This is a genomic window from Sinorhizobium meliloti, from assembly GCF_017876815.1.
Taxonomy (GTDB): domain Bacteria; phylum Pseudomonadota; class Alphaproteobacteria; order Rhizobiales; family Rhizobiaceae; genus Sinorhizobium; species Sinorhizobium meliloti.
This window is the reverse complement of record NZ_JAGIOS010000001.1, coordinates 738771-757894: the sequence shown is the minus strand read 5'-3', so window position 1 is coordinate 757894 and position 19124 is coordinate 738771. Positions and strand designations below refer to the sequence as shown.

Below are 19124 nucleotides of genomic sequence, written 5' to 3'. Positions count from 1 at the left end.
GCAGAATTTGTTCCGGCCGCTTTGGCGCGGCCTACCACCGTGCGCGGCGGCATGACGGCTGTCGTGCGTAGGAAGGAGTCCTACTGAATGTTGCCGAAGATTGCCGTAGTCGAAGATGAGGAAGCCCTAAGCGTTCTCCTGCGCTACAATCTCGAGGCAGAAGGCTTCGAGGTCGATACGATCCTTCGCGGCGACGAGGCGGAGATCCGCCTGCAGGAGCGCCTGCCCGACCTTCTCATCCTCGATTGGATGCTGCCCGGGGTTTCCGGCATCGAGCTCTGCCGCAGGCTGCGCCAGCGGCCGGAAACGGAGCGCCTGCCGATCATCATGCTGACGGCGCGCGGCGAGGAGAGCGAGCGCGTGCGGGGCCTTGCCACCGGGGCCGACGATTACGTCGTCAAGCCCTTCTCGACGCCGGAACTGATGGCGAGGGTCAAGGCTATGCTCAGGCGCGCCAAGCCCGAGGTTCTGTCGACGCTCCTGCGCTGCGGCGATATCGAGCTCGACCGGGAGACGCACCGCGTCCACCGCCGCAGCCGTGAAGTGCGCCTCGGCCCGACGGAGTTCCGGCTGCTGGAATTTCTCATGTCCTCACCGGGGCGCGTCTTCTCCCGTTCACAGCTCCTGGACGGTGTCTGGGGGCACGACATCTATGTCGACGAACGGACCGTGGACGTCCATGTCGGACGTCTGCGCAAGGCACTGAACTTCTCCAACATGCCCGACGTCATCCGGACGGTGCGCGGCGCGGGCTATTCGCTGGAGAGCTGAGACCGAAGGTGCCGGCTTACGGCATGGCAAAGAAAAAAGGGGCCTTTCCGGCCCCATTTTTCGTCGTGCATCCAGAGCGGAATGAGCAAGGCGCCTCAGCGCATGCGCCGGCGCTCGGCAGAGGGCTGGTAGGCCAGCCGGGCATGAAAGGTGCAATAGGGAGAGGCTTCCGGGGAGTCGTTGCCGCAGAAGTGGAACTCTTCCTTGAGCGGGTCGCCGATCGGCCACTTGCAAGTGCGTTCGGTAAGCTCCGTGAGCTCCAGCCGCCGCGACATCGGCAGGACGATATTCCTGTCGATCTGCAGCTCCTGGTCGATCGTCAGGTCGACTGCGAGCTCTTCCTTGAGCGCGGTCGCGCCGGCCGTGCGGGTCACGGTGCGGGTTACGGAACGCGCAGCGTAGTTCGGTGCGCGCGGGGCAGACGTCGCCCGTTTGGGGCGGGCTGCAGCGGCCGTGCTTCCGCCGGCCTTGGCGCGCCCGGGCAGGCTCAGCCGATGAACCTTGCCGATGACCGCGTTGCGGCTGACGCCGCCCAACTGCGCCGCGATCTGGCTGGCGCTCAGGCCCTCCGACCACAGCTTCTTCAGTTTCTCGACCCGCTCGTCAGTCCAGTTCATCTCTGCACTCCCCGTTCTCGGCGTTGGGATGGCGGAATCCGTCACCGCTCTCCGGGAAAAACCCGAAGATTCAACGCGATAATACTTTTGGTGACTAGGTCCGCCGCATGCGTCTAGTAATTGAATGTTAACCTACCGGCAGGGTGACTCCGTGGCAAGAGTCGCCGGAATCGCGCCGAATCGATTTCGCGGTTTTCCCCAACTTGCTGTCGGAGCGTTGCATTTTTGCAAGTCCCAGAGTGCGATTTTTTCGCGCTTCGGAATCGGTATACGCAAAGCGCCTGCAAACCTTGGTTTTGTTGACATCGCGGTGCGAAATGGGAATAGTGCCTGTCGCCGCCGCAAGGCGGCATTTTTGATTTTTATCGGGCCGAACGGTCCGATGCCGCCGGAATGAAGGAGAGCTCGACATGGCCGCAACCACGCCGCTTTACGACACCTATCTGCGCGCGCCGTTGCGTTTCGAGCGAGGTGAAGGCGTTTGGCTGATCGCCGAAGACGGCACGCGCTATCTCGATTTCGCTGCCGGTGTCGCCGTGAACTCGCTCGGCCATGCCCATCCTCATCTCGTCGAGGCGCTGAAGGCGCAGGCCGACAAGGTCTGGCATCTGTCCAATCTCTACGAGATTGCGGGGCAGGAAAGCCTTGCGCGGCGGCTGACCCAGGTGACCTTCGCCGATCGGGTGTTCTTCACCAATTCGGGTGCGGAAGCGCTCGAATGTGCGATCAAGACGGCGCGGCGCTATCATTTCGCCAAGGGGCACGTCGAGAAGTTCCACGTCATCACCTTCGAAGGTGCTTTCCACGGCCGCACGCTCGCGACGATCGCCGCCGGCGGACAGCAGAAATACATCGAGGGCTTCGGGCCGAAAGCGCCGGGCTTCTATCAGGTCCCCTTCGGCGATATCGGCGCGGTCAAGAACGCGATCAATGAAGAAACCGCGGCGATCCTTGTCGAGCCGATCCAGGGCGAGGGCGGCATTCGGACAGCATCGAAGGAGTTCATGCAAGGGCTGCGCGAACTCTGCGACGAGTTCGGCCTGCTTCTGATCCTCGACGAGGTCCAGTCCGGTGTAGGCCGGACCGGCAAGCTCTTCGCCCATGAATGGGCGGGCATCAAACCCGATATCATGGCCGTCGCCAAAGGCATCGGCGGCGGCTTCCCGCTCGGCGCCTGCCTTGCGACGGAAGCGGCGGCCGCCGGCATGGTGGCGGGCACGCACGGCTCGACCTATGGCGGCAACCCGCTCGCAATGGCGGTCGGAAATGCCGTGCTCGACGTCGTTCTCGCCGAAGGCTTCCTCGATCAGGTGCGCGAGGTGGCTCTCGTCTTCCGTCAGGGGCTCGCTTCGTTGAAGGATCGTTTTCCGGACGTGATCGAGGAAATCCGCGGCGACGGGCTGATGCTCGGCATCAAGGCGAAGGTGCCCTCCGCGGACCTTTTGAAGGCGATCCGCGCCGAGAAACTGCTCGTCGTCCCGGCCGGCGAAAACGTTCTGCGCCTGTTGCCGCCGCTGATCACCACCCCGGCCGAGGCGCGCGAAGGACTGGCACGGCTCGAACGCGCCGCGGAGGCGGTGAGCGGCAAGAGCGGCAACGCCGCGGCCTGAGCGTCCGAAGGTTTCGGATCGAACCGGCCCGGGCGGGGTCGACAAACGGATTCTACGACAGGAAACAAGGCAGTATGACCAGACACTTCCTCGATCTCTCGGCCATGACGGCCACCGACCTCAGGACCATCATCGACGATGCCCGCGTCCGCAAGTCGGCGACCAAGGCAGGGACTGCCGAGAAGCCGCTTGCCGGCAAGATGCTCGCGATGATTTTCGAGAAGCCGTCCACCCGCACGCGTGTTTCCTTCGATGTCGGCATGCGCCAGCTCGGCGGCGAGACGCTGTTTCTGTCGGGTACCGAAATGCAGCTCGGCCGGGCGGAGACGATCGGCGATACGGCGAAGGTCCTGTCGCGCTACGTCGACGCTATCATGATCCGCACGACCGACCACCGCCGGCTTCTGGAGATGGCGGAGCATGCGACCGTGCCCGTCATCAACGGGCTCACCGACGATACGCACCCGTGCCAGATCATGGCCGATATCTTGACCTTCGAGGAGCACCGGGGACCGGTCAAGGGCAAGACGATCGCCTGGACCGGCGACGGCAACAACGTGCTTCACTCGCTGATCGAAGGCTCGGCGCGCTTCGGCTACCGCATGAACATGGCCGTGCCGCTCGGCTCCGAACCGCATGACAAGTTCCTGAACTGGGCGCGCAACAACGGGGCCGAGGTCCTGCTCAGCCACGAGGCGGAGCAGGCGGTTGCCGGTGCCCATTGCGTCGTCACCGACACCTGGATCTCGATGAACCAGGAACATCGCGCCCGCGGTCACAACGTCTTCCAGCCCTACCAGGTCAACGGCGCGCTGATGAAGCATGCAGCGCCGGACGCGCTGTTCATGCATTGCCTGCCGGCGCACCGCGGCGAGGAAGTGACCGATGAGGTCATCGACGGCCCGCAGTCGGTGGTGTTCGACGAAGCCGAGAACCGGCTGCACGCGCAGAAATCGATCCTCGCCTGGTGCATGGGCGCGGTCTGACGGCTGGAGGCGGGCGCGAGGCGTTCTCTTGAAATCTGCACGGTGCAACACGATCTAGGGCGGTGAGCGGGGGCTCCGATCATCAAATCGGCCAGTCGCCCCACGCCGGCTATCACGTGCTTGGCGCCCAAGGGGTGCTTCGACGCAGAGCAAATGCCGGCGGAGAAATTCGTCCATGACGGGATCAAATGGAATGGCGGACGGTTGTACCGGTGCGCACCGGTGCACTCGATGCAAGCCGTATCGGACATGAAGAGGAAGCGAGCGGTTTCCGCCCGCATCCCGCATGCAGTTTTTGGAATGGGTCATGGCCACGTCCCGGATTGAATCGATCCGCGTGATCATGGTCGAGGCAAGGAGCAAGCGATGACAGAAACAGCGCCGGGACTTGGCGAGTTCGATTTTGCCGGTGACGATCAGGTTGTGCCCTTTCAGGTCGAGGGACTCGACGTGCGCGGCCGCGCCGTCCAGCTTGGCCCGATGCTCGATGCCATTCTTGAACGGCACAATTACCCGCTCCCTGTCGCGCGGCTCGTCGCGGAAACAGTGGTGCTGACGGTCCTGCTCGGCACGTCCCTGAAATTCGAAGGCAAGCTGATCGTGCAGACACAGGGCGATGGGCCGGTCGATCTCGTGGTCGCGGATTTCTCGACGCCGGACCGCGTCCGCGCCTATGCCCGCTATGATAAGGAGGCGCTCGCCGACGCCGAAAAGAGCGGGCGCGTCCAGCCTCATGAATTGTTGGGCAACGGCGTCCTCGCCTTCACGATCGACCAGGGTGCGCACACGCAGCGCTATCAGGGCATCGTCGCGCTTGACGGGGCGACGCTCGAGGAGATCGCCGGCGCCTATTTCCGCCAGTCAGAGCAGATCCCGACCAGGGTGCGCCTCGCCGTTGCCGAGCTTCTCGACAAGGACGAGAACGGCAAGCCGCGGCACCGCTGGCGCGCCGGCGGCATGGTCGCGCAGTTCCTCCCCGACGCGCCGGACCGGATGCGCCAGGCGGATCTGCCGGGCGGCGGTGGTGACGAGGGCGACGAGGATTTCTTCGACGAGGACGACCTCTGGGCGGAAGCCAAGGTGATGGTCGAGACGATCGACACCGATGAACTCACCGATCCGACGGTCGGTACCGAGCGATTGCTGTACCGTCTGTTCCATGAGCGCGGCGTGCGCGTCTATGAGCCGCAGGCGGTCTACGATCGATGCAGCTGCTCGCGCGAGAAGATCAGGGACGTCCTGGTGGGGCTCGGCAACGAGGATATCGAAGCCAGCGTCGAGGACGGCCTGATCAAAGTCACCTGCGAGTTCTGCTCGACGACCTACCGCTTCGAGGCGAGCGAGGTCCGTCCGCAATAGCGGCAGCCGCGCTGAATCAATTAAGCGTGCGGACGAGGCCCGGCGAATCGAGCGAGAAGGCGGGGATGGCGACATCGAAAGTCTCCCCGCCTTCCGCCTCCATGCTGTAATGGCCGAACATCACGCCGGAGGGTGTATCCAGCGGGCAGCCGGAGGAGTACTCGTAGGTATCGCCGGGATTGAGCAGCGGCTGCTCGCCGATCACGCCGGGGCCGCTCACCTCGTCCACCTGACCGTTCTCGTCGGTAATGTGCCAGTAGCGGGTCATCAGCCGGACCGCGAGTCCGGAATGGTTCGCTATGATGATGCGATAGCCCCAGACATAGCGGCTGTCGTCGGGATCCGACTGTTCTTCCAGGTAGTACGGCTCGACCGTCACTTCGATGTCGCGTGTCAGCGCGCGGTACATGTGCAACACCCTGTTTCAAATCCGTACGCGTATTCTACAGCAATATGGTTTCGTCAAGAATAACGGCGAGATTGTGCGAGTGGTATCAAATTCCCTGGAGCGGGATGAGGAAAGGTGTGCGCGGTTTTCGCCCGCATCCCGCTCCAACTTCTTGGAATCGATCACATCGTGATCTAGGAGGCAACGGCTATGCTTGACGGCGCGCTTCGCAGGCGGCTCGATCCGGTTCTGGACAGGCTCGGCGCCGCACTGGCCGGCCGCGGGGTCAGTGCCGATGCCGTCACGATCCTCGGCCTTTGCCTTGGCCTTGCGGCAGCCCTGCTCATCGGTCTCGGCGCTTATCTGCCTGCCGCCGCCCTGATCCTTGTGAGCCGGCTCTGCGACGGCCTTGACGGAGCCGTCGCCCGCGCGAGCCGGAAAACGGATTTCGGCGGCTTTCTCGACATCGTTCTCGATTTCACCTTTTACGGCGCCGTTCCACTTGGTTTCATCATCGCAGATCCGGCCGCAAACGGTCTTGCCGGCGGGTTTTTGCTCTTCGCCTTCTATGTCAACGGCGCGAGCTTCCTCGCCTATGCCGTGATGGCCGAGAAGCGCGCCCTGACGACCGCGGTGCGCGGTGCGAAGTCGCTCTACTTCACGACGGGGCTCGCAGAGGCGACGGAGACGATCGTCTTTTTTCTGCTCTCGTGCCTTTTCCCTGGGTGGTTCCCGTTATTCGCAACGGTCTTCGCGCTCGTCTGCCTCTATACCGCGCTGTCGCGGATCGTTCTCGCAAGACTGACTTTTCGGCAAGACTGACGAGCCCGCTGACGCGGGCTTCGTCATGGTGCCGGTCAGGCGTTTACGCCCTTCAGCGCCCTTGCGAAATCCTCGATGAGGTCTTCGCTGTCCTCGATACCGGCCGAGAAGCGCACCGTTCCGGCGGAGATGCCGAGTTCGGCGCGGGCTTCGTCGGTGAGGTTCTTGTGGGTGGTCGTCGCCGGATGGGTGATCAGACTCTTGGAATCGCCGAGATTGTTGGAGATCCGGATGATTTCAAGGGCGTTCTGCAGGGCGAAGGCTGCTTCCTTGCCACCCTTGAGCTCGAAGGCGACCAGCGTCGAGCCGCCGCTCATCTGCTTGGCAATGACGTCGGCCTGCGGGTGATCCTTGCGGCCCGGATAGATGACGCGGGCGACCTGCGGCTGCTCCGCGAGGAAATCGGCTACGCGGCGGGCGCTTTCGGTCTGCTGCTTGACGCGGAGCGGCAGGGTCTCGATGCCCTTCAGCAGCGTCCAGGCGTTGAAGGGCGACATGGCCGGGCCGGTGTGACGGAAATAGTCGTGCAGGTTCTCGTCTACCCACTGCTTGTCGGAGAGGACCACGCCGCCGAGGCAGCGGCCCTGGCCGTCGATATGCTTCGTCGCGGAATAGACGACGACATGGGCGCCAAGCTCCAGCGGCTTCTGGAACAGCGGCGTGGCGAAGACGTTGTCGACCACCACCTTGGCGCCGATCTGATCGGCGAGCCTGGCAACGCCGGCGATGTCGATCACTTCGAGCGTCGGGTTCGTCGGGCTCTCGAGGAAGAAGACCTTGGTGTTCGGGCGCACCGCGTCTTCCCAGTTCTTGAGATCGCGACCGTCCACCAGGGTGCACTCGACGCCGTATTTCGGCGCCAGCGTTTCCACGACCCAGCGGCAGGAGCCGAAGAGCGCCCGGGCGGCGACGATGTGGTCACCCGCCTTCACCTGGCAAAGGATTGCCGCAGAAACCGCCGCCATGCCGGAGGCGGTGGCGCGCGCGTCTTCCGCCCCTTCGAGCATGCACATGCGCTTCTCGAACATGTCGTTGGTCGGGCTGCCGTAGCGTGCATAGATGAAACCGTCGGTCTCGCCCTTGAAGCGGGCCTCCGCCGCTTCGGAGCTGTCGTAGACGAAGCCCTGCGTCAGGAAGATCGCTTCCGAGGTCTCGCCATACTGGGAGCGGAGCGTTCCGCCGTGGACGAGCTGGGTTGCCGGGCGCCAATTCTTGCTCATGAGAACGTCACTTTCAAAAACAAAAAAACCGGCCGCGAAACGACCGGTTTGACACCCGGCCTTTTTAGCTACTTGTTTAACGTGGCTGCAAGCCGACCGGCCAAATCACCACGGGATAAAGCTCCAATACTGCCTGGCCGCACTTGCGTCAATTCCCGGAGTTTGGTTTTGTCTGGCAACTGTAAATGAGGATCGGAATGGCGCGCGACACAGGGATTTTGGCCGACCGCGCAATTGCAGCGCTGTATGCCTCGGGACGGCTGAAGAGCGAAAAGGTGCTGGATGATGACCAGATCCAGCCGGCCAGCCTCGATCTTCGCCTTGGATCCAAGGCGTTCCGCGTCCGGGCGAGCTTCATGCCCGGCCCGTCTCATCTGGTCGCCGACAAGCTCGACCGGCTCAAGCTGCATGTCGTCGATCTGAGCGAAGGCGCCGTGCTCGAGACCGGCTGCGTCTACATCGTGCCGCTGATGGAAAGCCTCTCGCTGCCGGCAGACATGTCGGCCTCCGCCAATCCGAAGAGCTCCACCGGCCGACTGGATATCTTCACGCGCGTGATTACCGACAGGGCGCAGGAGTTCGACAAGATTCCGGCGGGCTACAGCGGACCGCTCTATCTCGAAATCAGCCCGCGGACCTTTCCGATCGTAGTCAGGCGTGGTTCGCGGCTTTCGCAGATACGCTTCCGCATCGGCCACTCGGTTCTTTCCGAGCAGGAACTGCTGGCTCTGCACGAAAGCGACGTCCTCGTCGCCAGCGACCGGCCGAACGTTTCCGGCGGCGGCATCGCCCTTTCCATCGACCTCAAGGGCACCGGGCCGGACGGCCTGATCGGCTACCGCGGCAAGCATCACACATCGGTGGTCGATGTGGACAAGAAAGCCCAGCATGCCGTTTTCGACTTCTGGGAGCCGCTCTACAGCCGCGGCCGCGACGATCTCGTGCTCGATCCGGACGAGTTCTACATCCTCGTGTCCCGCGAAGCCGTCCATGTGCCGCCGCGCTATGCGGCCGAAATGACGCCCTTCGACCCGCTCGTGGGCGAGTTCCGCGTCCACTATGCCGGCTTCTTCGACCCCGGCTTCGGCCATGCGTCCGCCGGCGGCAGCGGCAGCCGGGCGGTGCTCGAGGTCCGCAGCCACGAAGTGCCGTTCATTCTGGAGCACGGGCAGATCGTCGGCCGTCTCGTCTACGAGCACATGCTGGAACGTCCGGAGGGACTTTACGGCCTCGATCTCGGCTCCAATTATCAGGCGCAGGGGCTCAAGCTCTCCAAGCATTTTCGCGCCGAGTGAGCATTGTGCTTGACAGATCACGGCTGTTGAGGAAATTTCCGGTTCTGTCGCGGGTGTAGTTCAGTGGTAGAACGCCAGCTTCCCAAGCTTGATGTCGTCGGTTCGATCCCGATCACCCGCTCCAATTCCTCCTTTCATAGAGGCGCCATAGCGCTGCGGATTCTCTGGATATTCGTACTGTCGGCCGTTCTCGCCCCGGGGTTGGCTTTGGCGCAGCCGAAGGAACTGCCCCGGCTGTTCGATGCCCGCGAACGGATTGCCAAGCCGGACCTCAGCGGCCTTGCCAGGCTTCGTTTCCTGACGACCGTCGACTTCCCGCCCTTCAACTTCATCGACCAGTCGGGCAAGCTGTCGGGCTTCCATGTCGACCTCGCCCGCGAGATATGCCGTGAGCTGGAGATCGAAGCCAAGTGCCAGATCCAGGCAGTGACCTATCCGGAGCTCATGCCGGCCCTCGAGCAGGGGCAAGGGGAAGCGATTGCCGCCGGCATTGCCGTGACTTCGGAGCTGAGGCAGCGTTTCGCCTTTTCCCGCGCCTTCATGCAACTGCCCGCCCGCTTCGTCGTCAACACCAAGGCCGCCGGGGCGATCGCCGGTCCTGCCGATCTTGCCGGAAAGCCCGTCGGCGTCGTCTCCGGCACCACGCATGAGGCAATGCTGAAGGCATTTTTCCCGAAGCTCGAAGCCAAAGGCTTTCCGGACCGGGATGCATTGCTCTCCGCGCTTCGCGGGGGCACCGTCGCGGCCGCGTTCTCCGATGGCATGCAATTGTCCTTCTGGGTCTCCGGCAACCTCGCCGGGGGATGCTGCGCCATGCTGGAGGGCTCCTATTTTTCCCAGCGCTTCCTGGGCGAGGGACTGACGATCATGAACCGCAAGGCCGAGCCGGCCCTGACCCAGGCGATCGACCACGCTTTGCTGGCGCTCTCACGCAGCGGCAGGCTCGAGGAGATCTATCTTCGCTATTTCCCGGACGGGATTTATTGAGGCGGCTCCACTCGCGGCTATCCCGTCATTTCGCTCTACCCACGCCGGAACGGCAGCACGAGCGACCACAGGAGCTTTATCGGCTCGATGCGCCCGTAGGCTTTCAGCCCGGTCTCGATCCCATCGTCGCCGCGCGATGGATGGGCGACGTAGGTTGAGAACAACCGATCCCAGACCGAAAGATTGAAGCCGTAGTTTGAATCGGTCTCCCGCTTTTCCACGGAATGGTGGATGCGGTGCATGTCGGGCGTGACGATGACGTGGCGCAACAGCCCGTCGGCGGCTTTCGGCAGCCGCAGATTGGCGTGGTTGAACATCGCCCCGGCATTGAGCACGATCTCGAACAGGAGAACGGCGAGTGCGGGCGCGCCGAGCAGAATGATGACCGCGCTCTTCCAGATCATCGACAGCAGAATTTCGAGGGGATGAAAGCGAAGGGCTGTGGTGACGTCGACCCCGGGATCGGCATGGTGGACGCGGTGGATGCGCCACAGGACAGGTATCTTGTGAAACACGACGTGTTCGAGCCAGATGGCGAAGTCCAGCGCGATAAAGGCGATCAGGCCGGCAAGCGGCGGGGCGACGCCGAGAGCCGGGAGCACGCCGTATCCGCGTCCCTGAGCCCAGATAGCAACGCCGGTGGCGGCAGCGGGAAAGGCGACGCGAAGCAGGAGGGAGGATAGGACGAGAATAGACAGGTTGGTGATCCAGCGGCGTGCCTTCAGAGCCCGCATCAGCTCCGGCCTCTCCAGCCGCGGATGAAAAAGTTCGAGCGCTGCCAGTGCGGCGAAGGCGGCGGCAAAGGCCGCGAGCCGCCAGACCGGTTCGGCGAGACCGAAATAGAGCATGCATCGATCCCCGTTGCATCAAATCCGGCCCAGCATATTGTTCCGTGCCGGGAACGGGCAAGGACCTGTTTCTGAAGCCTACTTGCGGAAGCGCGCGATGGCTCCGCGCTCGATTGCTGCGCAGGCGAGCTTGTCGAGGCCCAAACGGTCGCGCAGCAGCTGCAACAACCGGATTTCCTCGTTGCGGATACGCTGATCCGCGGCAGCGATCTCGACCGCAAGGGCATAGGCCGTCTCATAGAGCCGCTGCGGCAACGCCTCGCGAACCATTTCGAGCGCCACGTCGAGGCCCTCCGGTGCCGCAAGCTGGGCGGCGCATTCGCGACCGATATGGATCAGGTGATCTTCGTCGAAACCGTTGAAGGCCGGGAGGAACCGCACGAGCACGCCGATGCGTGCAATCTCGTCGTCGGTCATGTTCCGGTCGACGGCGGACATCATGACCATGACGTGGACAAGGGCTTCGTGCTGGCTGAGACTTGCGGACATCCTGCCTCTCGATCCTTTCGTTGTTCCCATTGGAGCCGCGATACACGACGGGTGCATAACGGGTTCGGCGGACCTGCAATGGTGGGTGACAGTTAAGGACTTGCTCCAAGCCTTACAAGTCCGGCGCGGCGTCTTCCGGGGCGATGCTCGCAGCCGGATCGTCGAGCGCGAGAGGCGCTCGGGCAAGATCGCGCGGGTCGTCCCCGAAGAAGCCGAGCCTGGCGCCCCGAGCGGCCTCGGCCTTCGGCTCGAGCGCCGTGCCCGGCAGCGGCGTCGCCCAGCCGTTGCCGACGAGCCATTCGGCCACGTCCTGGCCGCCGACGCTGCACCGCGCGTTCAAGGTTTGCGAGGAGCCATCCGCCCCGTCGCAGACGAGCGCGCGCCCCCGCAGGAAGTTGCGGAACGCCGTACGCGCGACCATGCCGCAAGGCCAGCTCTTGCCGTTCGCTTCGCAGACCTTCTCCGCCTTTTCGGGTTCGATATCCTTGAGCTGCAGGGTCGTCTCGCCGGACCGGACAAGCCCGGCGGCAAGCGCAACCGGGCGCGGGAAGACGGCGGAAGCGGGTTTTTCCTTTTCCCCGGTCTTCGAAAGCGGCGGCCTCGGTGCGATCCGTTCCAGCGGTTTGGCGATGCCGTCCTCCGGCTGGGCAAAGAGGCCCGGCTCGACGGGCCTGACCGCCACGCGCGAGCCTTTGCCCGGCATGGTATCCGGTTCGGGGGCAGGGGGAGCGGCTTCGGTCTCGGCGGGAGGCTCCTCCGAAACCGGCTCGTCGATCGCTGCTTCCGGCGTTTCGAGCACGAACTCAGGCGCTGCGGCGCTGTCGCGGTTGCGGATGACCGCGGCCCCGGTCATCAGAATGCCGGCATAGAGGGCGAGGGCGGCAAGCCCGCCGGCGATGGTGAAGAGCCTCGGCCGCATCGAAGGATCCTATTGGCTGGCCCAGATGATGCGGGCGATCCATTCCACGTCGTTCATCTCGAAATTGCGGTTGGGATGGTCGGGGTTGAGCGAAACGAGCTCGATGCCGCGGGGCGTCTGCCGGGCCAGCACCTTCGCCATCACCTCGCCCCCGCGCGTCTTGACCACGACGCGGTCGTTGCGGCGCACCTGCGCGCTCGGGTCGACGATCAGGACATCGCCGTCGCGATAAAGCGGCAGCATGCTGTCGCCCTGAACCTCCAGAGCGTAGGTACCGCCCTGCCGCCGCTCGGGCGTGGGGAATTCGATCGTGTCCCAGCCCTGGCCGACCGGAAAGCCGCCGTCGTCGAAAAAACCACCGGCGCCGGCCTGCGCGAAACCGATCAGCGGAATGCCCGGCGCTGCCGATGCATCTTCCCTTTCGCTGCCGGCGGCATTGGGCTCCATCAGCGCCAGGAACTGATCGACGCTCGCTCCCGTCGCATGCAATATCTTCGCGATCGACTCAGTGGAGGGCCACCGGTCGCGCCCGTCGGTGGACTGGCGCTTCGACTTGTTGAAGGAGGTGGGGTCCAGGCCGGCCCGCCGCGCAAGGCCCGACGGCGAAAGCCGGTGGCGCTCTGCCAATGCGTCGATCGCGCGCCAGATGCTGTCATGTGAGAGCATGTCGACCCATCTTCGGAAGGAGAAGCGAATGCGGGCTGCACAGCCAGCCGCTCCGCGTCTGCGAATACATTAGCCAAGCGCCTTGCGACCGTAAAGCACAGCGAGGAAAATAGTCCTTCCTATCCGGTCAAAGTACGGCATACGGCAGACGCAGCGGTCTTCAGGGGTGAACTCCTGCGCAGCTGTGCTAAATAAAACAGCTTCACTCCGGGCCAAGAGGCGTGCTTGCTTGCAAAACTGAGATCGGAACGGCATCTCGTTGCCGCTTTTCTCGCTGCTCTTGCCGGCGTCGCGGTCGAGCATCATCTGCTCGAGGCCGGTCGCGCCGCATCGCTCATCGGTGCCGCCCTGATGGTGGCGGCGATCGTGCTTGCTTCCATGCGGGTCGCCCATCATGCCGAGGTGCTTGCCGCAAAGGTGGGCGATCCCTACGGCACGATGATTCTGACGCTTTCGGCGGTGCTGGTCGAGGTCGTCATCCTCGCCATCATGATGACCGGCGAGACTTCGCCGACGCTGGTGCGCGATACGATCTATTCGGCAGTGATGCTTGATATCAACGGGATTCTGGGACTTGCGGCGCTGCTCGGCGGCCTCAAACATGGCGAGCAGCCCTATAACGACGATTCCGCCCGCACTTACAGCGTCATGATCCTCACGGCCATGGGCATTTCCATGCTCGTTCCCGAATTCGTGCCGCAGTCGAAATGGCATTATTATTCCGCCTTCACCATCGGCGCGATGATCGTGCTCTATACGTTGTTCCTGCGCATGCAGGTTGGCGTGCACAGCTACTTCTTCAGTTACAGCTATCCGCGCGCCAAAGCGGGAACCGCGGCAAGCCGGCTGGAAGGCGAGCCGGTGCTTCCTTCCGTCGTCGTGCTCATCCTGGGCGTGGTGGTGATCGGCTTTCTAGCCGAAATCATGTCCGGGCTGCTGTCGGCCGGGATCAAGGGTACGGCGGCGCCGCCGGCCCTGGCCGCGATCGTCGTCGCGGCGATCTCCGCTTCGCCCGAGGTCATGACGGCAATGCGCGCCGCGCTCGCCAACCGCATGCAGGCAGTGGTGAACATCGCGCTCGGCGCTTCGCTTTCGACCGTGATCCTGACCGTACCCGTCATGGAGGCGATTGCCCTTTATACGGGCCAGCCCTTCATCATGGCCATGTCGCCCGTGCAGACGGTGATGGTTGCGGTGACGCTCATCGCCGCCGCGATCAACCTCAATGACGGCCAGACCAATGCCATCGAAGGCATGACGCATTTCGTGCTCTTCGCGACCTTCATCATGCTGTCCGCCCTCGGGCTTTAGATCACGATGTTTTTAGGTCTGGTCGACCTAAAAACATGACCGTGATCGATTCCAAGACGTTGAGACGCGGGATGCGGGCGGAAAACCGCGCACACTTTTCCTCATTCCCGCTCTAATGCTCGGGCCGGCTGCTCTTCCATCGCCTTGCGCGCCACCACGCGGTCATAGGCGGCTTGCAGCGTTTGCCGCACGGACGGGCCTTCCGGCATGGGATCGCCGAGGTGTTCGGCGCGCAATTCGCGCATGAAACGCTCCCAGAGCTCGGGGCCGCCCTCCTCCATCAGTTGCGCGCGAATGCTGAGTTCCTCGGTGACCGGCAGGTAGCGCCGGCCCCAGGCGCCGAGATGGGCCATGATCGGCACCAGCGCGATCGCCATTTCCGTCAGGCTATAGATCGCCTTCTGCTTGTGGCTCGGATCGTCCGCTTTCGTCAGCATGCCGATCTCGACAAGCGTTTTCAGCCGGTCTGCAAGGATGTTGGTGGAAATCCCTTCCTGCGAGCGCAAGAGCTCGCGGAAGTGGCGTTTGCCGCCGAAAATCATGTCGCGAATGATCAGGAGGCTCCATTTGTCGCCGAACACTTCGAGCGAGAGATTGATCGGGCAACCCGAGCGATGGTCATCGGTCATTCTGGTCTCTGAAATACGGGAGCGGAGCATCCGCTCTAAAACTGCTTGCATTATTGCATCGGTGGAGCTAATCTGCAACTGCTTTCATTTAGCAACCAGTTGCACTGACAAGGAGGAGAAGATCATGACCAAAGCTTCTGTCGAACATGCGGACTTCACCATTGAACGCGTTTTCAGTTCACCCCCGGAACAGGTCTTCGAGGCCTTTGCCGACCCTGCCGCGCATGACCGCTGGTTCGTCAAGGCCGACAACTGGCCCGTCGCCGAATATAGCCACGACTTCCGCATCGGCGGCCGGGAAAGCGGCCGGTTCAGCCAGGACGGGAAGACTTTCTATTTCAACGAAACGGTCTATCTCGACATCGTCGAGAACAAACGGATCGTGTCGGCCTATACCATGGCGAAGGACGAGCAGCGGCTTTCCGCGTCGATCGCGACCGTCGACCTCATACCGGAGGGCACCGGCACACGCGTCGTCTTCACGGAGCAGGGGGCATTCCTGGATGGGCTCGACAAGGTGGAATATCGCCGCGAGGGATGGGAGCAACTGATCGGATTTCTGGCGGCCGAGCTCGGTGAGAAGGCTGAACCGGCCTGAAACCTTGAACAGGTTCCTCTTCCGGTCATTCGCGGCTGCCGAGAATGACCGGAAGAGGCAATGTTTGCGGCGTGCGGCTGGCCTGGCGGCTTATGCCGCCTTCTGCCCCGCGCCATACGGGTCGAAGCGCCCGTAGAAGGTTTCGCCCTTTTCCGCCATCTCCTTCAAAAGCGGCGTCGGCCGGAAGTGGTCGCCATGGTCCGCGGCGAGCTTTTCGCAAAGCTCGACGAAGGCTTTCGCACCCATGCCGTCGATGTAGGAGAGCGTGCCGCCGGTGTAGGGCGCAAAGCCGAAGCCGAGGATCGAGCCGACATCGGCTTCGCGCGGGTCGGTGACGATGCCCTCCTCGATCGTACGCGCGGCTTCGAGTGCGATCGTCACGAGCAGGCGCTGCTTGAGCACACCGACCTCGATCTCGCCGGCATCCTTCTGCGGGTAGAGCTCCTTCAGGCCCGGCCAGAGATATTTCCTGGCCGGCTTTGCCGGATACTCGTAGAAACCCTTGCCGTTCTTGCGGCCGCGCCGGTCGAGCTCGTCGACCATCTTGTCGATCAGCGCCATGTGCCTGGGATCGACGGCCTTGTCGCCGAGATCGGCAACGGCCGCCTTCAGGATCTTCTGGCTGAGGTCGATCGCCACCTCGTCGTTGAGCGACAGCGGTCCGACCGGCATGCCGGCCATCTTGGCGGCGTTCTCGATCATCGCCGGCGGTACGCCCTCGATCAGCATGTCATAGGCTTCGTGGATATAGCGGAAGACGCAGCGATTGACGTAGAAGCCGCGCGTGTCGTTGACGACGATCGGCGTCTTCCTGATCGCCGCGACATAGTCGAGCGCGGCCGCGAGCGCACGGTCTCCGGTCTCCTTGCCGAGGATCACCTCGGTCAGCATCATTTTCTCGACCGGCGAGAAGAAATGAATGCCGATGAACCGGTCCGGGCGTTTGGAATTCCTGGCGAGGCCGGTGATCGGCAGCGTCGAGGTGTTGGAGGCGAAGATCGCGTCCTCGGCGATCACCGCTTCGACCTTCTCGATCACGTCCTTCTTGACCTGCCGGTCCTCGAAGACCGCCTCGATGACGAGGCCGGCATCCCTGAGATCGCCATAGTCCGCCGAAGGTGTGATGCGCGAAAGCAGCGCTTCGCCTTCCTCCTTGGTCAAGCGTCCCTTACCGATCGCGTCCTTGACCAGGCCTTCCGAATGCGTCTTGCCCTTTTCGGCAGCTTCCATGTCGCGGTCGATGAGGGTGACGGGGATGCCGCCCGCCGCGGTTACATAGGCGATCGAGGCGCCCATGAAACCGGCGCCGACGACGCCGACTTTCTTGAGCTCGGTCTTCGGTACACCGGCCGGCCGGCGCGCGCCCTTACCGAGTTCCTGCATCGAGACGAACAGCGACCGGATCATCGAGAAGGCTTCGGTCGTCTGCAGGATTTCGGTGAAATAGCGCTGCTCGATCTTCAAAGCCGTATCGAAGGGAACCTGCAGCCCCTCATAGACGCATTTCAGGATCGCGATCGCGCCGGGGTAATTGCCGTAGGTCTCGCGGCGCAGGATGCCGGAGGCGGCCGGCCAGAGCTGCGCGGAGGCGGGCGTCCAGATGCCGCCGCCCGGCAGCTTGAAGCCCTTCTCGTCCCAGGGCTGAACCGGCTTCAGGCCGTTCTTGATCATCGCCTTGGCAGCCTCGATCAGCTTGTCCGGATCGACCACCTCGTGGACGAGCCCCATGGCCTTTGCCCGCGCCGGCGTGAGCGAGGAGCCGGTCGTCATCATCTGCAGCGCGTCCTGCGTATTGGTCAGCCGCGGAACGCGCTGGGTGCCGCCGGCGCCCGGGAAAATGCCGACCTTGACCTCGGGAAGCGCGATCTTCACCGATTTCGCATTGGAGGCGACACGGCCGTGGCAGGCGAGCGACATCTCGAAGGCGCCGCCCATGCAGGTGCCGTTGATGGCCGACACCCAGGGCTTGCCCGAGGTTTCGAGCTTGCGGAAGAGACCCGTCATCCGGCCCACGAGGTCGAAGAGTTTCCGGGCCGCGTTGTCCGGGTCCTTCTTCCTTTCCTCGGCCTGGAAGGTGAACATCGACTTGATCATCGAAAGGTCGGCACCCCCGGAGAAGGAGGATTTGCCGGAGGTGATGACCACGCCCTTGACGGCAGGATCTGCGGTCGTCTGATCGATAATGGCGTCGAGTTCCTTCATCACCTCTTCGGTGAAGACGTTCATCGACTTGTCGGGCATGTCCCAGGTGACCAGCGCAATGCCGTCGGCGTCGGTTTCGATCTTGAAGTTCGTGTAAGACATATTCTCTCTCCCGGGATCGGATCAGACGCGTTCGATGATCGTGGCGGTGCCCATGCCGGCGCCGATGCAGAGCGTCACCAGCGCCGTGTTGAGGTCGCGGCGCTCCAGCTCGTCGAGCACGGTGCCGAGGATCATCGCCCCGGTCGCGCCGAGCGGATGGCCCATGGCGATCGCGCCGCCATTGACGTTGATCTTATCGTGCGGGATGTCGAAAGCCTGGCAGTAGCGCAGCACGACGGCCGCGAAGGCCTCATTGAGCTCGAACAGGTCGATGTCGGAGAGCTTCATGTCGGCCCGCTTCAGGAGCTTCTCGGTGACGTCGACCGGCCCGGTCAGCATCAGGGCCGGGTCGGAGCCGATATTGGCGAAGGCGCGGATGCGGGCGCGGGGTTTGAGCCCCATGGCTTCGCCGCCGGCCTTGGAGCCGATGAGCACGGCCGCGGCGCCATCGACGATGCCGGAGGAATTGCCGGCGTGGTGGACATAGTTGATGCGCTCGATCTCCGGATGCGCCTGGATGCCGACGGCCTCGAAGCCGCCCATCTCGCCGGGCATCTGGAAGGAAGGGTTGAGCGAGGCCAGCGCCTGCATGTCGGTGCCGGGGCGCATATGCTCGTCGCGGTCGAGAATGACCAGGCCGTTCTGGTCCTTGACCGGGACGACCGAGTTCTTGAAATAACCCTTCTCCCAGGCATTGGCGGCGCGCTTCTGGCTTTCCACCGCATAGGCGTCGACGTCGTCGCGCGAGAAACCGTATTTCGTGGCGATCAGGTCGGCCGAAACGCCCTGCGGCATGAAATAGGCGGGCAGGTTGACCGAGGGGTCCATGAACCAGGCGCCGCCCGACATGCCCAGGCCGACGCGGGACATCGACTCGACGCCGCCGGCGATCACGATGTCGTCCGCTCCTTGTGCGATCTTCGCAGCGCCGAAATTGACCGCGTCGAGGCCGGAGGCGCAGAAGCGGGAGATCTGCATGCCGGGCGCACGCGTCGAATAGCCGGCCTCGAAGGCTGCAGCTTTCGGGATGACCGCACCCGCATCCATGACCGGGTCGACGCAACCCATGATGACGTCGTCGACCGTCGAAGTGTCGAGCCCGTTGCGATCGCGCACGGCCTCGAGCACCTTGGCCGCGAGCCGCACGGAGGGCACCTCGTGCAGCGCGCCGTCCTTCTTGCCACGGCCTCGCGGCGTGCGCACGTGGTCGTAAACGAAGACTTTCGTCATCTCTTGATCTCCCTTTCGGCGGCGTTTCCTCGGGCCGCGCATTATCAATCGGAGCGGGATTCGGGCGGAAGCCGC

Annotated in this window: 20 protein-coding genes, 1 tRNA gene and 1 riboswitch; of the genes, 11 read left to right on the top strand and 10 right to left on the bottom strand. The window is 63.5% G+C overall.

Annotated elements, in window-relative coordinates; genetic code table 11:
* The first annotated feature begins 87 nt into the window (after positions 1–87).
* Positions 88–771, top strand: a complete 684-nt coding sequence (phoB, locus tag JOH52_RS03690) for a phosphate regulon transcriptional regulator PhoB (RefSeq protein ID WP_003530178.1) — start codon at positions 88–90, stop codon at positions 769–771.
* 95 nt (positions 772–866) lie between these two features.
* Here phoB and JOH52_RS03685 read toward each other — a convergent pair whose 3' ends face one another.
* Entirely contained in the window at positions 867–1388 is a 522-nt protein-coding gene (locus tag JOH52_RS03685) for a GcrA family cell cycle regulator (RefSeq protein ID WP_003530176.1), read from the bottom strand.
* Between the two features lie 151 nt (positions 1389–1539).
* On the opposite strand from JOH52_RS03685, the gene JOH52_RS03680 reads away from it, so the two are divergent.
* From JOH52_RS03680 to JOH52_RS03665, 4 genes are all read left to right on the top strand, one after another.
* Positions 1540–1785, top strand: coding sequence for a hypothetical protein (locus JOH52_RS03680; protein ID WP_127509046.1), 246 nt, complete (start codon positions 1540–1542; stop codon positions 1783–1785).
* A 13-nt stretch (positions 1786–1798) separates the two neighbouring features.
* Complete coding sequence (locus tag JOH52_RS03675; protein WP_010968636.1) at positions 1799–2998, top strand: aspartate aminotransferase family protein; 1200 nt, start codon at positions 1799–1801, stop codon at positions 2996–2998.
* 74 nt (positions 2999–3072) lie between these two features.
* A complete protein-coding gene (argF, locus tag JOH52_RS03670) occupies positions 3073–3984 on the top strand; it encodes an ornithine carbamoyltransferase (RefSeq protein WP_010968637.1) in 912 nt (303 codons plus the stop codon).
* Between the two features lie 366 nt (positions 3985–4350).
* Positions 4351–5343 (top strand): Hsp33 family molecular chaperone, encoded by a 993-nt coding sequence (locus tag JOH52_RS03665; protein ID WP_003530168.1) that lies wholly within the window; start codon positions 4351–4353, stop codon positions 5341–5343.
* Positions 5344–5359: 16 nt separating this feature from the next.
* Here the strand turns inward: JOH52_RS03665 and apaG are convergent, their stop codons facing one another.
* A complete protein-coding gene (gene apaG / locus JOH52_RS03660) occupies positions 5360–5752 on the bottom strand; it encodes a Co2+/Mg2+ efflux protein ApaG (protein ID WP_003530166.1) in 393 nt (130 codons plus the stop codon).
* 189 nt (positions 5753–5941) lie between these two features.
* Between apaG and JOH52_RS03655 the strand changes: the two genes are divergently transcribed.
* On the top strand, positions 5942–6553 hold the full coding sequence (locus JOH52_RS03655; protein ID WP_003530164.1) for a CDP-alcohol phosphatidyltransferase family protein: 612 nt from the start codon (positions 5942–5944) through the stop codon (positions 6551–6553).
* A 35-nt stretch (positions 6554–6588) separates the two neighbouring features.
* On the opposite strand, the gene JOH52_RS03650 is transcribed toward JOH52_RS03655, so the two are convergent.
* A complete protein-coding gene (locus tag JOH52_RS03650; protein ID WP_003530162.1) occupies positions 6589–7773 on the bottom strand; it encodes an O-succinylhomoserine sulfhydrylase in 1185 nt (394 codons plus the stop codon).
* A gap of 43 nt (positions 7774–7816) precedes the next feature.
* Positions 7817–7895: riboswitch (SAM riboswitch) on the bottom strand.
* A gap of 75 nt (positions 7896–7970) precedes the next feature.
* Between JOH52_RS03650 and JOH52_RS03645 the strand changes: the two genes are divergently transcribed.
* From JOH52_RS03645 to JOH52_RS03635, 3 genes are all read left to right on the top strand, one after another.
* Entirely contained in the window at positions 7971–9068 is a 1098-nt protein-coding gene (locus JOH52_RS03645; RefSeq protein WP_014528922.1) for a 2'-deoxycytidine 5'-triphosphate deaminase, read from the top strand.
* A 49-nt stretch (positions 9069–9117) separates the two neighbouring features.
* Positions 9118–9192 (top strand) — tRNA-Gly (locus tag JOH52_RS03640).
* A gap of 29 nt (positions 9193–9221) precedes the next feature.
* Positions 9222–10055, top strand: a complete 834-nt coding sequence (locus JOH52_RS03635; protein WP_014528923.1) for a transporter substrate-binding domain-containing protein — start codon at positions 9222–9224, stop codon at positions 10053–10055.
* A 35-nt stretch (positions 10056–10090) separates the two neighbouring features.
* Here the strand turns inward: JOH52_RS03635 and JOH52_RS03630 are convergent, their stop codons facing one another.
* From JOH52_RS03630 to JOH52_RS03615, 4 genes are all read right to left on the bottom strand, one after another.
* Positions 10091–10903, bottom strand: coding sequence for a sterol desaturase family protein (locus JOH52_RS03630; RefSeq protein ID WP_003530156.1), 813 nt, complete (start codon positions 10901–10903; stop codon positions 10091–10093).
* 78 nt (positions 10904–10981) lie between these two features.
* Positions 10982–11392 carry a tellurite resistance TerB family protein gene (locus tag JOH52_RS03625; protein ID WP_003530154.1) on the bottom strand — a complete coding sequence of 137 codons (411 nt, stop codon included), beginning with the start codon at positions 11390–11392 and terminating at the stop codon, positions 10982–10984.
* Between the two features lie 112 nt (positions 11393–11504).
* A complete protein-coding gene (locus tag JOH52_RS03620) occupies positions 11505–12311 on the bottom strand; it encodes a thermonuclease family protein (protein ID WP_003530152.1) in 807 nt (268 codons plus the stop codon).
* A 9-nt stretch (positions 12312–12320) separates the two neighbouring features.
* Positions 12321–12977 carry a S24 family peptidase gene (locus JOH52_RS03615; RefSeq protein WP_003530150.1) on the bottom strand — a complete coding sequence of 219 codons (657 nt, stop codon included), beginning with the start codon at positions 12975–12977 and terminating at the stop codon, positions 12321–12323.
* Between the two features lie 225 nt (positions 12978–13202).
* Here JOH52_RS03615 and JOH52_RS03610 point away from each other — a divergent pair, with 225 nt between their 5' ends.
* Positions 13203–14288 carry a calcium:cation antiporter gene (locus JOH52_RS03610; protein WP_003530148.1) on the top strand — a complete coding sequence of 362 codons (1086 nt, stop codon included), beginning with the start codon at positions 13203–13205 and terminating at the stop codon, positions 14286–14288.
* Between the two features lie 101 nt (positions 14289–14389).
* Here the strand turns inward: JOH52_RS03610 and JOH52_RS03605 are convergent, their stop codons facing one another.
* Positions 14390–14917, bottom strand: coding sequence for a winged helix-turn-helix transcriptional regulator (locus JOH52_RS03605; protein ID WP_010968638.1), 528 nt, complete (start codon positions 14915–14917; stop codon positions 14390–14392).
* A gap of 124 nt (positions 14918–15041) precedes the next feature.
* On the opposite strand from JOH52_RS03605, the gene JOH52_RS03600 reads away from it, so the two are divergent.
* Positions 15042–15515 carry an SRPBCC family protein gene (locus JOH52_RS03600; protein ID WP_010968639.1) on the top strand — a complete coding sequence of 158 codons (474 nt, stop codon included), beginning with the start codon at positions 15042–15044 and terminating at the stop codon, positions 15513–15515.
* A gap of 90 nt (positions 15516–15605) precedes the next feature.
* On the opposite strand, the gene JOH52_RS03595 is transcribed toward JOH52_RS03600, so the two are convergent.
* The gene (locus tag JOH52_RS03595; RefSeq protein WP_014528925.1) at positions 15606–17819 is read right to left on the bottom strand and encodes a 3-hydroxyacyl-CoA dehydrogenase NAD-binding domain-containing protein; all 2214 of its coding nucleotides are present in this window, start codon (positions 17817–17819) and stop codon (positions 15606–15608) included.
* 21 nt (positions 17820–17840) lie between these two features.
* Positions 17841–19049 carry an acetyl-CoA C-acetyltransferase gene (locus JOH52_RS03590; RefSeq protein ID WP_003530141.1) on the bottom strand — a complete coding sequence of 403 codons (1209 nt, stop codon included), beginning with the start codon at positions 19047–19049 and terminating at the stop codon, positions 17841–17843.
* Positions 19050–19124 lie beyond the last annotated feature (75 nt).

Bases quoted from the DNA above. Each gene is read 5' to 3' on its own strand.
- JOH52_RS03675 (WP_010968636.1), top strand. From the start codon at position 1,799: ATGGCCGCAACCACGCCGCTTTACGACACCTATCTGCGCGCGCCGTTG.
- JOH52_RS03605 (WP_010968638.1), bottom strand. From the start codon at position 14,917: ATGACCGATGACCATCGCTCGGGTTGCCCGATCAATCTCTCGCTCGAA.
- JOH52_RS03655 (WP_003530164.1), top strand. From the start codon at position 5,942: ATGCTTGACGGCGCGCTTCGCAGGCGGCTCGATCCGGTTCTGGACAGG.
- JOH52_RS03595 (WP_014528925.1), bottom strand. From the start codon at position 17,819: ATGTCTTACACGAACTTCAAGATCGAAACCGACGCCGACGGCATTGCG.
- JOH52_RS03650 (WP_003530162.1), bottom strand. From the start codon at position 7,773: ATGAGCAAGAATTGGCGCCCGGCAACCCAGCTCGTCCACGGCGGAACG.
- phoB (WP_003530178.1), top strand. From the start codon at position 88: ATGTTGCCGAAGATTGCCGTAGTCGAAGATGAGGAAGCCCTAAGCGTT.
- JOH52_RS03630 (WP_003530156.1), bottom strand. From the start codon at position 10,903: ATGCTCTATTTCGGTCTCGCCGAACCGGTCTGGCGGCTCGCGGCCTTT.
- JOH52_RS03645 (WP_014528922.1), top strand. From the start codon at position 7,971: ATGGCGCGCGACACAGGGATTTTGGCCGACCGCGCAATTGCAGCGCTG.
- argF (WP_010968637.1), top strand. From the start codon at position 3,073: ATGACCAGACACTTCCTCGATCTCTCGGCCATGACGGCCACCGACCTC.
- apaG (WP_003530166.1), bottom strand. From the start codon at position 5,752: ATGTACCGCGCGCTGACACGCGACATCGAAGTGACGGTCGAGCCGTAC.
- JOH52_RS03685 (WP_003530176.1), bottom strand. From the start codon at position 1,388: ATGAACTGGACTGACGAGCGGGTCGAGAAACTGAAGAAGCTGTGGTCG.
- JOH52_RS03600 (WP_010968639.1), top strand. From the start codon at position 15,042: ATGACCAAAGCTTCTGTCGAACATGCGGACTTCACCATTGAACGCGTT.
- JOH52_RS03620 (WP_003530152.1), bottom strand. From the start codon at position 12,311: ATGCGGCCGAGGCTCTTCACCATCGCCGGCGGGCTTGCCGCCCTCGCC.
- JOH52_RS03590 (WP_003530141.1), bottom strand. From the start codon at position 19,049: ATGACGAAAGTCTTCGTTTACGACCACGTGCGCACGCCGCGAGGCCGT.
- JOH52_RS03625 (WP_003530154.1), bottom strand. From the start codon at position 11,392: ATGTCCGCAAGTCTCAGCCAGCACGAAGCCCTTGTCCACGTCATGGTC.
- JOH52_RS03665 (WP_003530168.1), top strand. From the start codon at position 4,351: ATGACAGAAACAGCGCCGGGACTTGGCGAGTTCGATTTTGCCGGTGAC.
- JOH52_RS03615 (WP_003530150.1), bottom strand. From the start codon at position 12,977: ATGCTCTCACATGACAGCATCTGGCGCGCGATCGACGCATTGGCAGAG.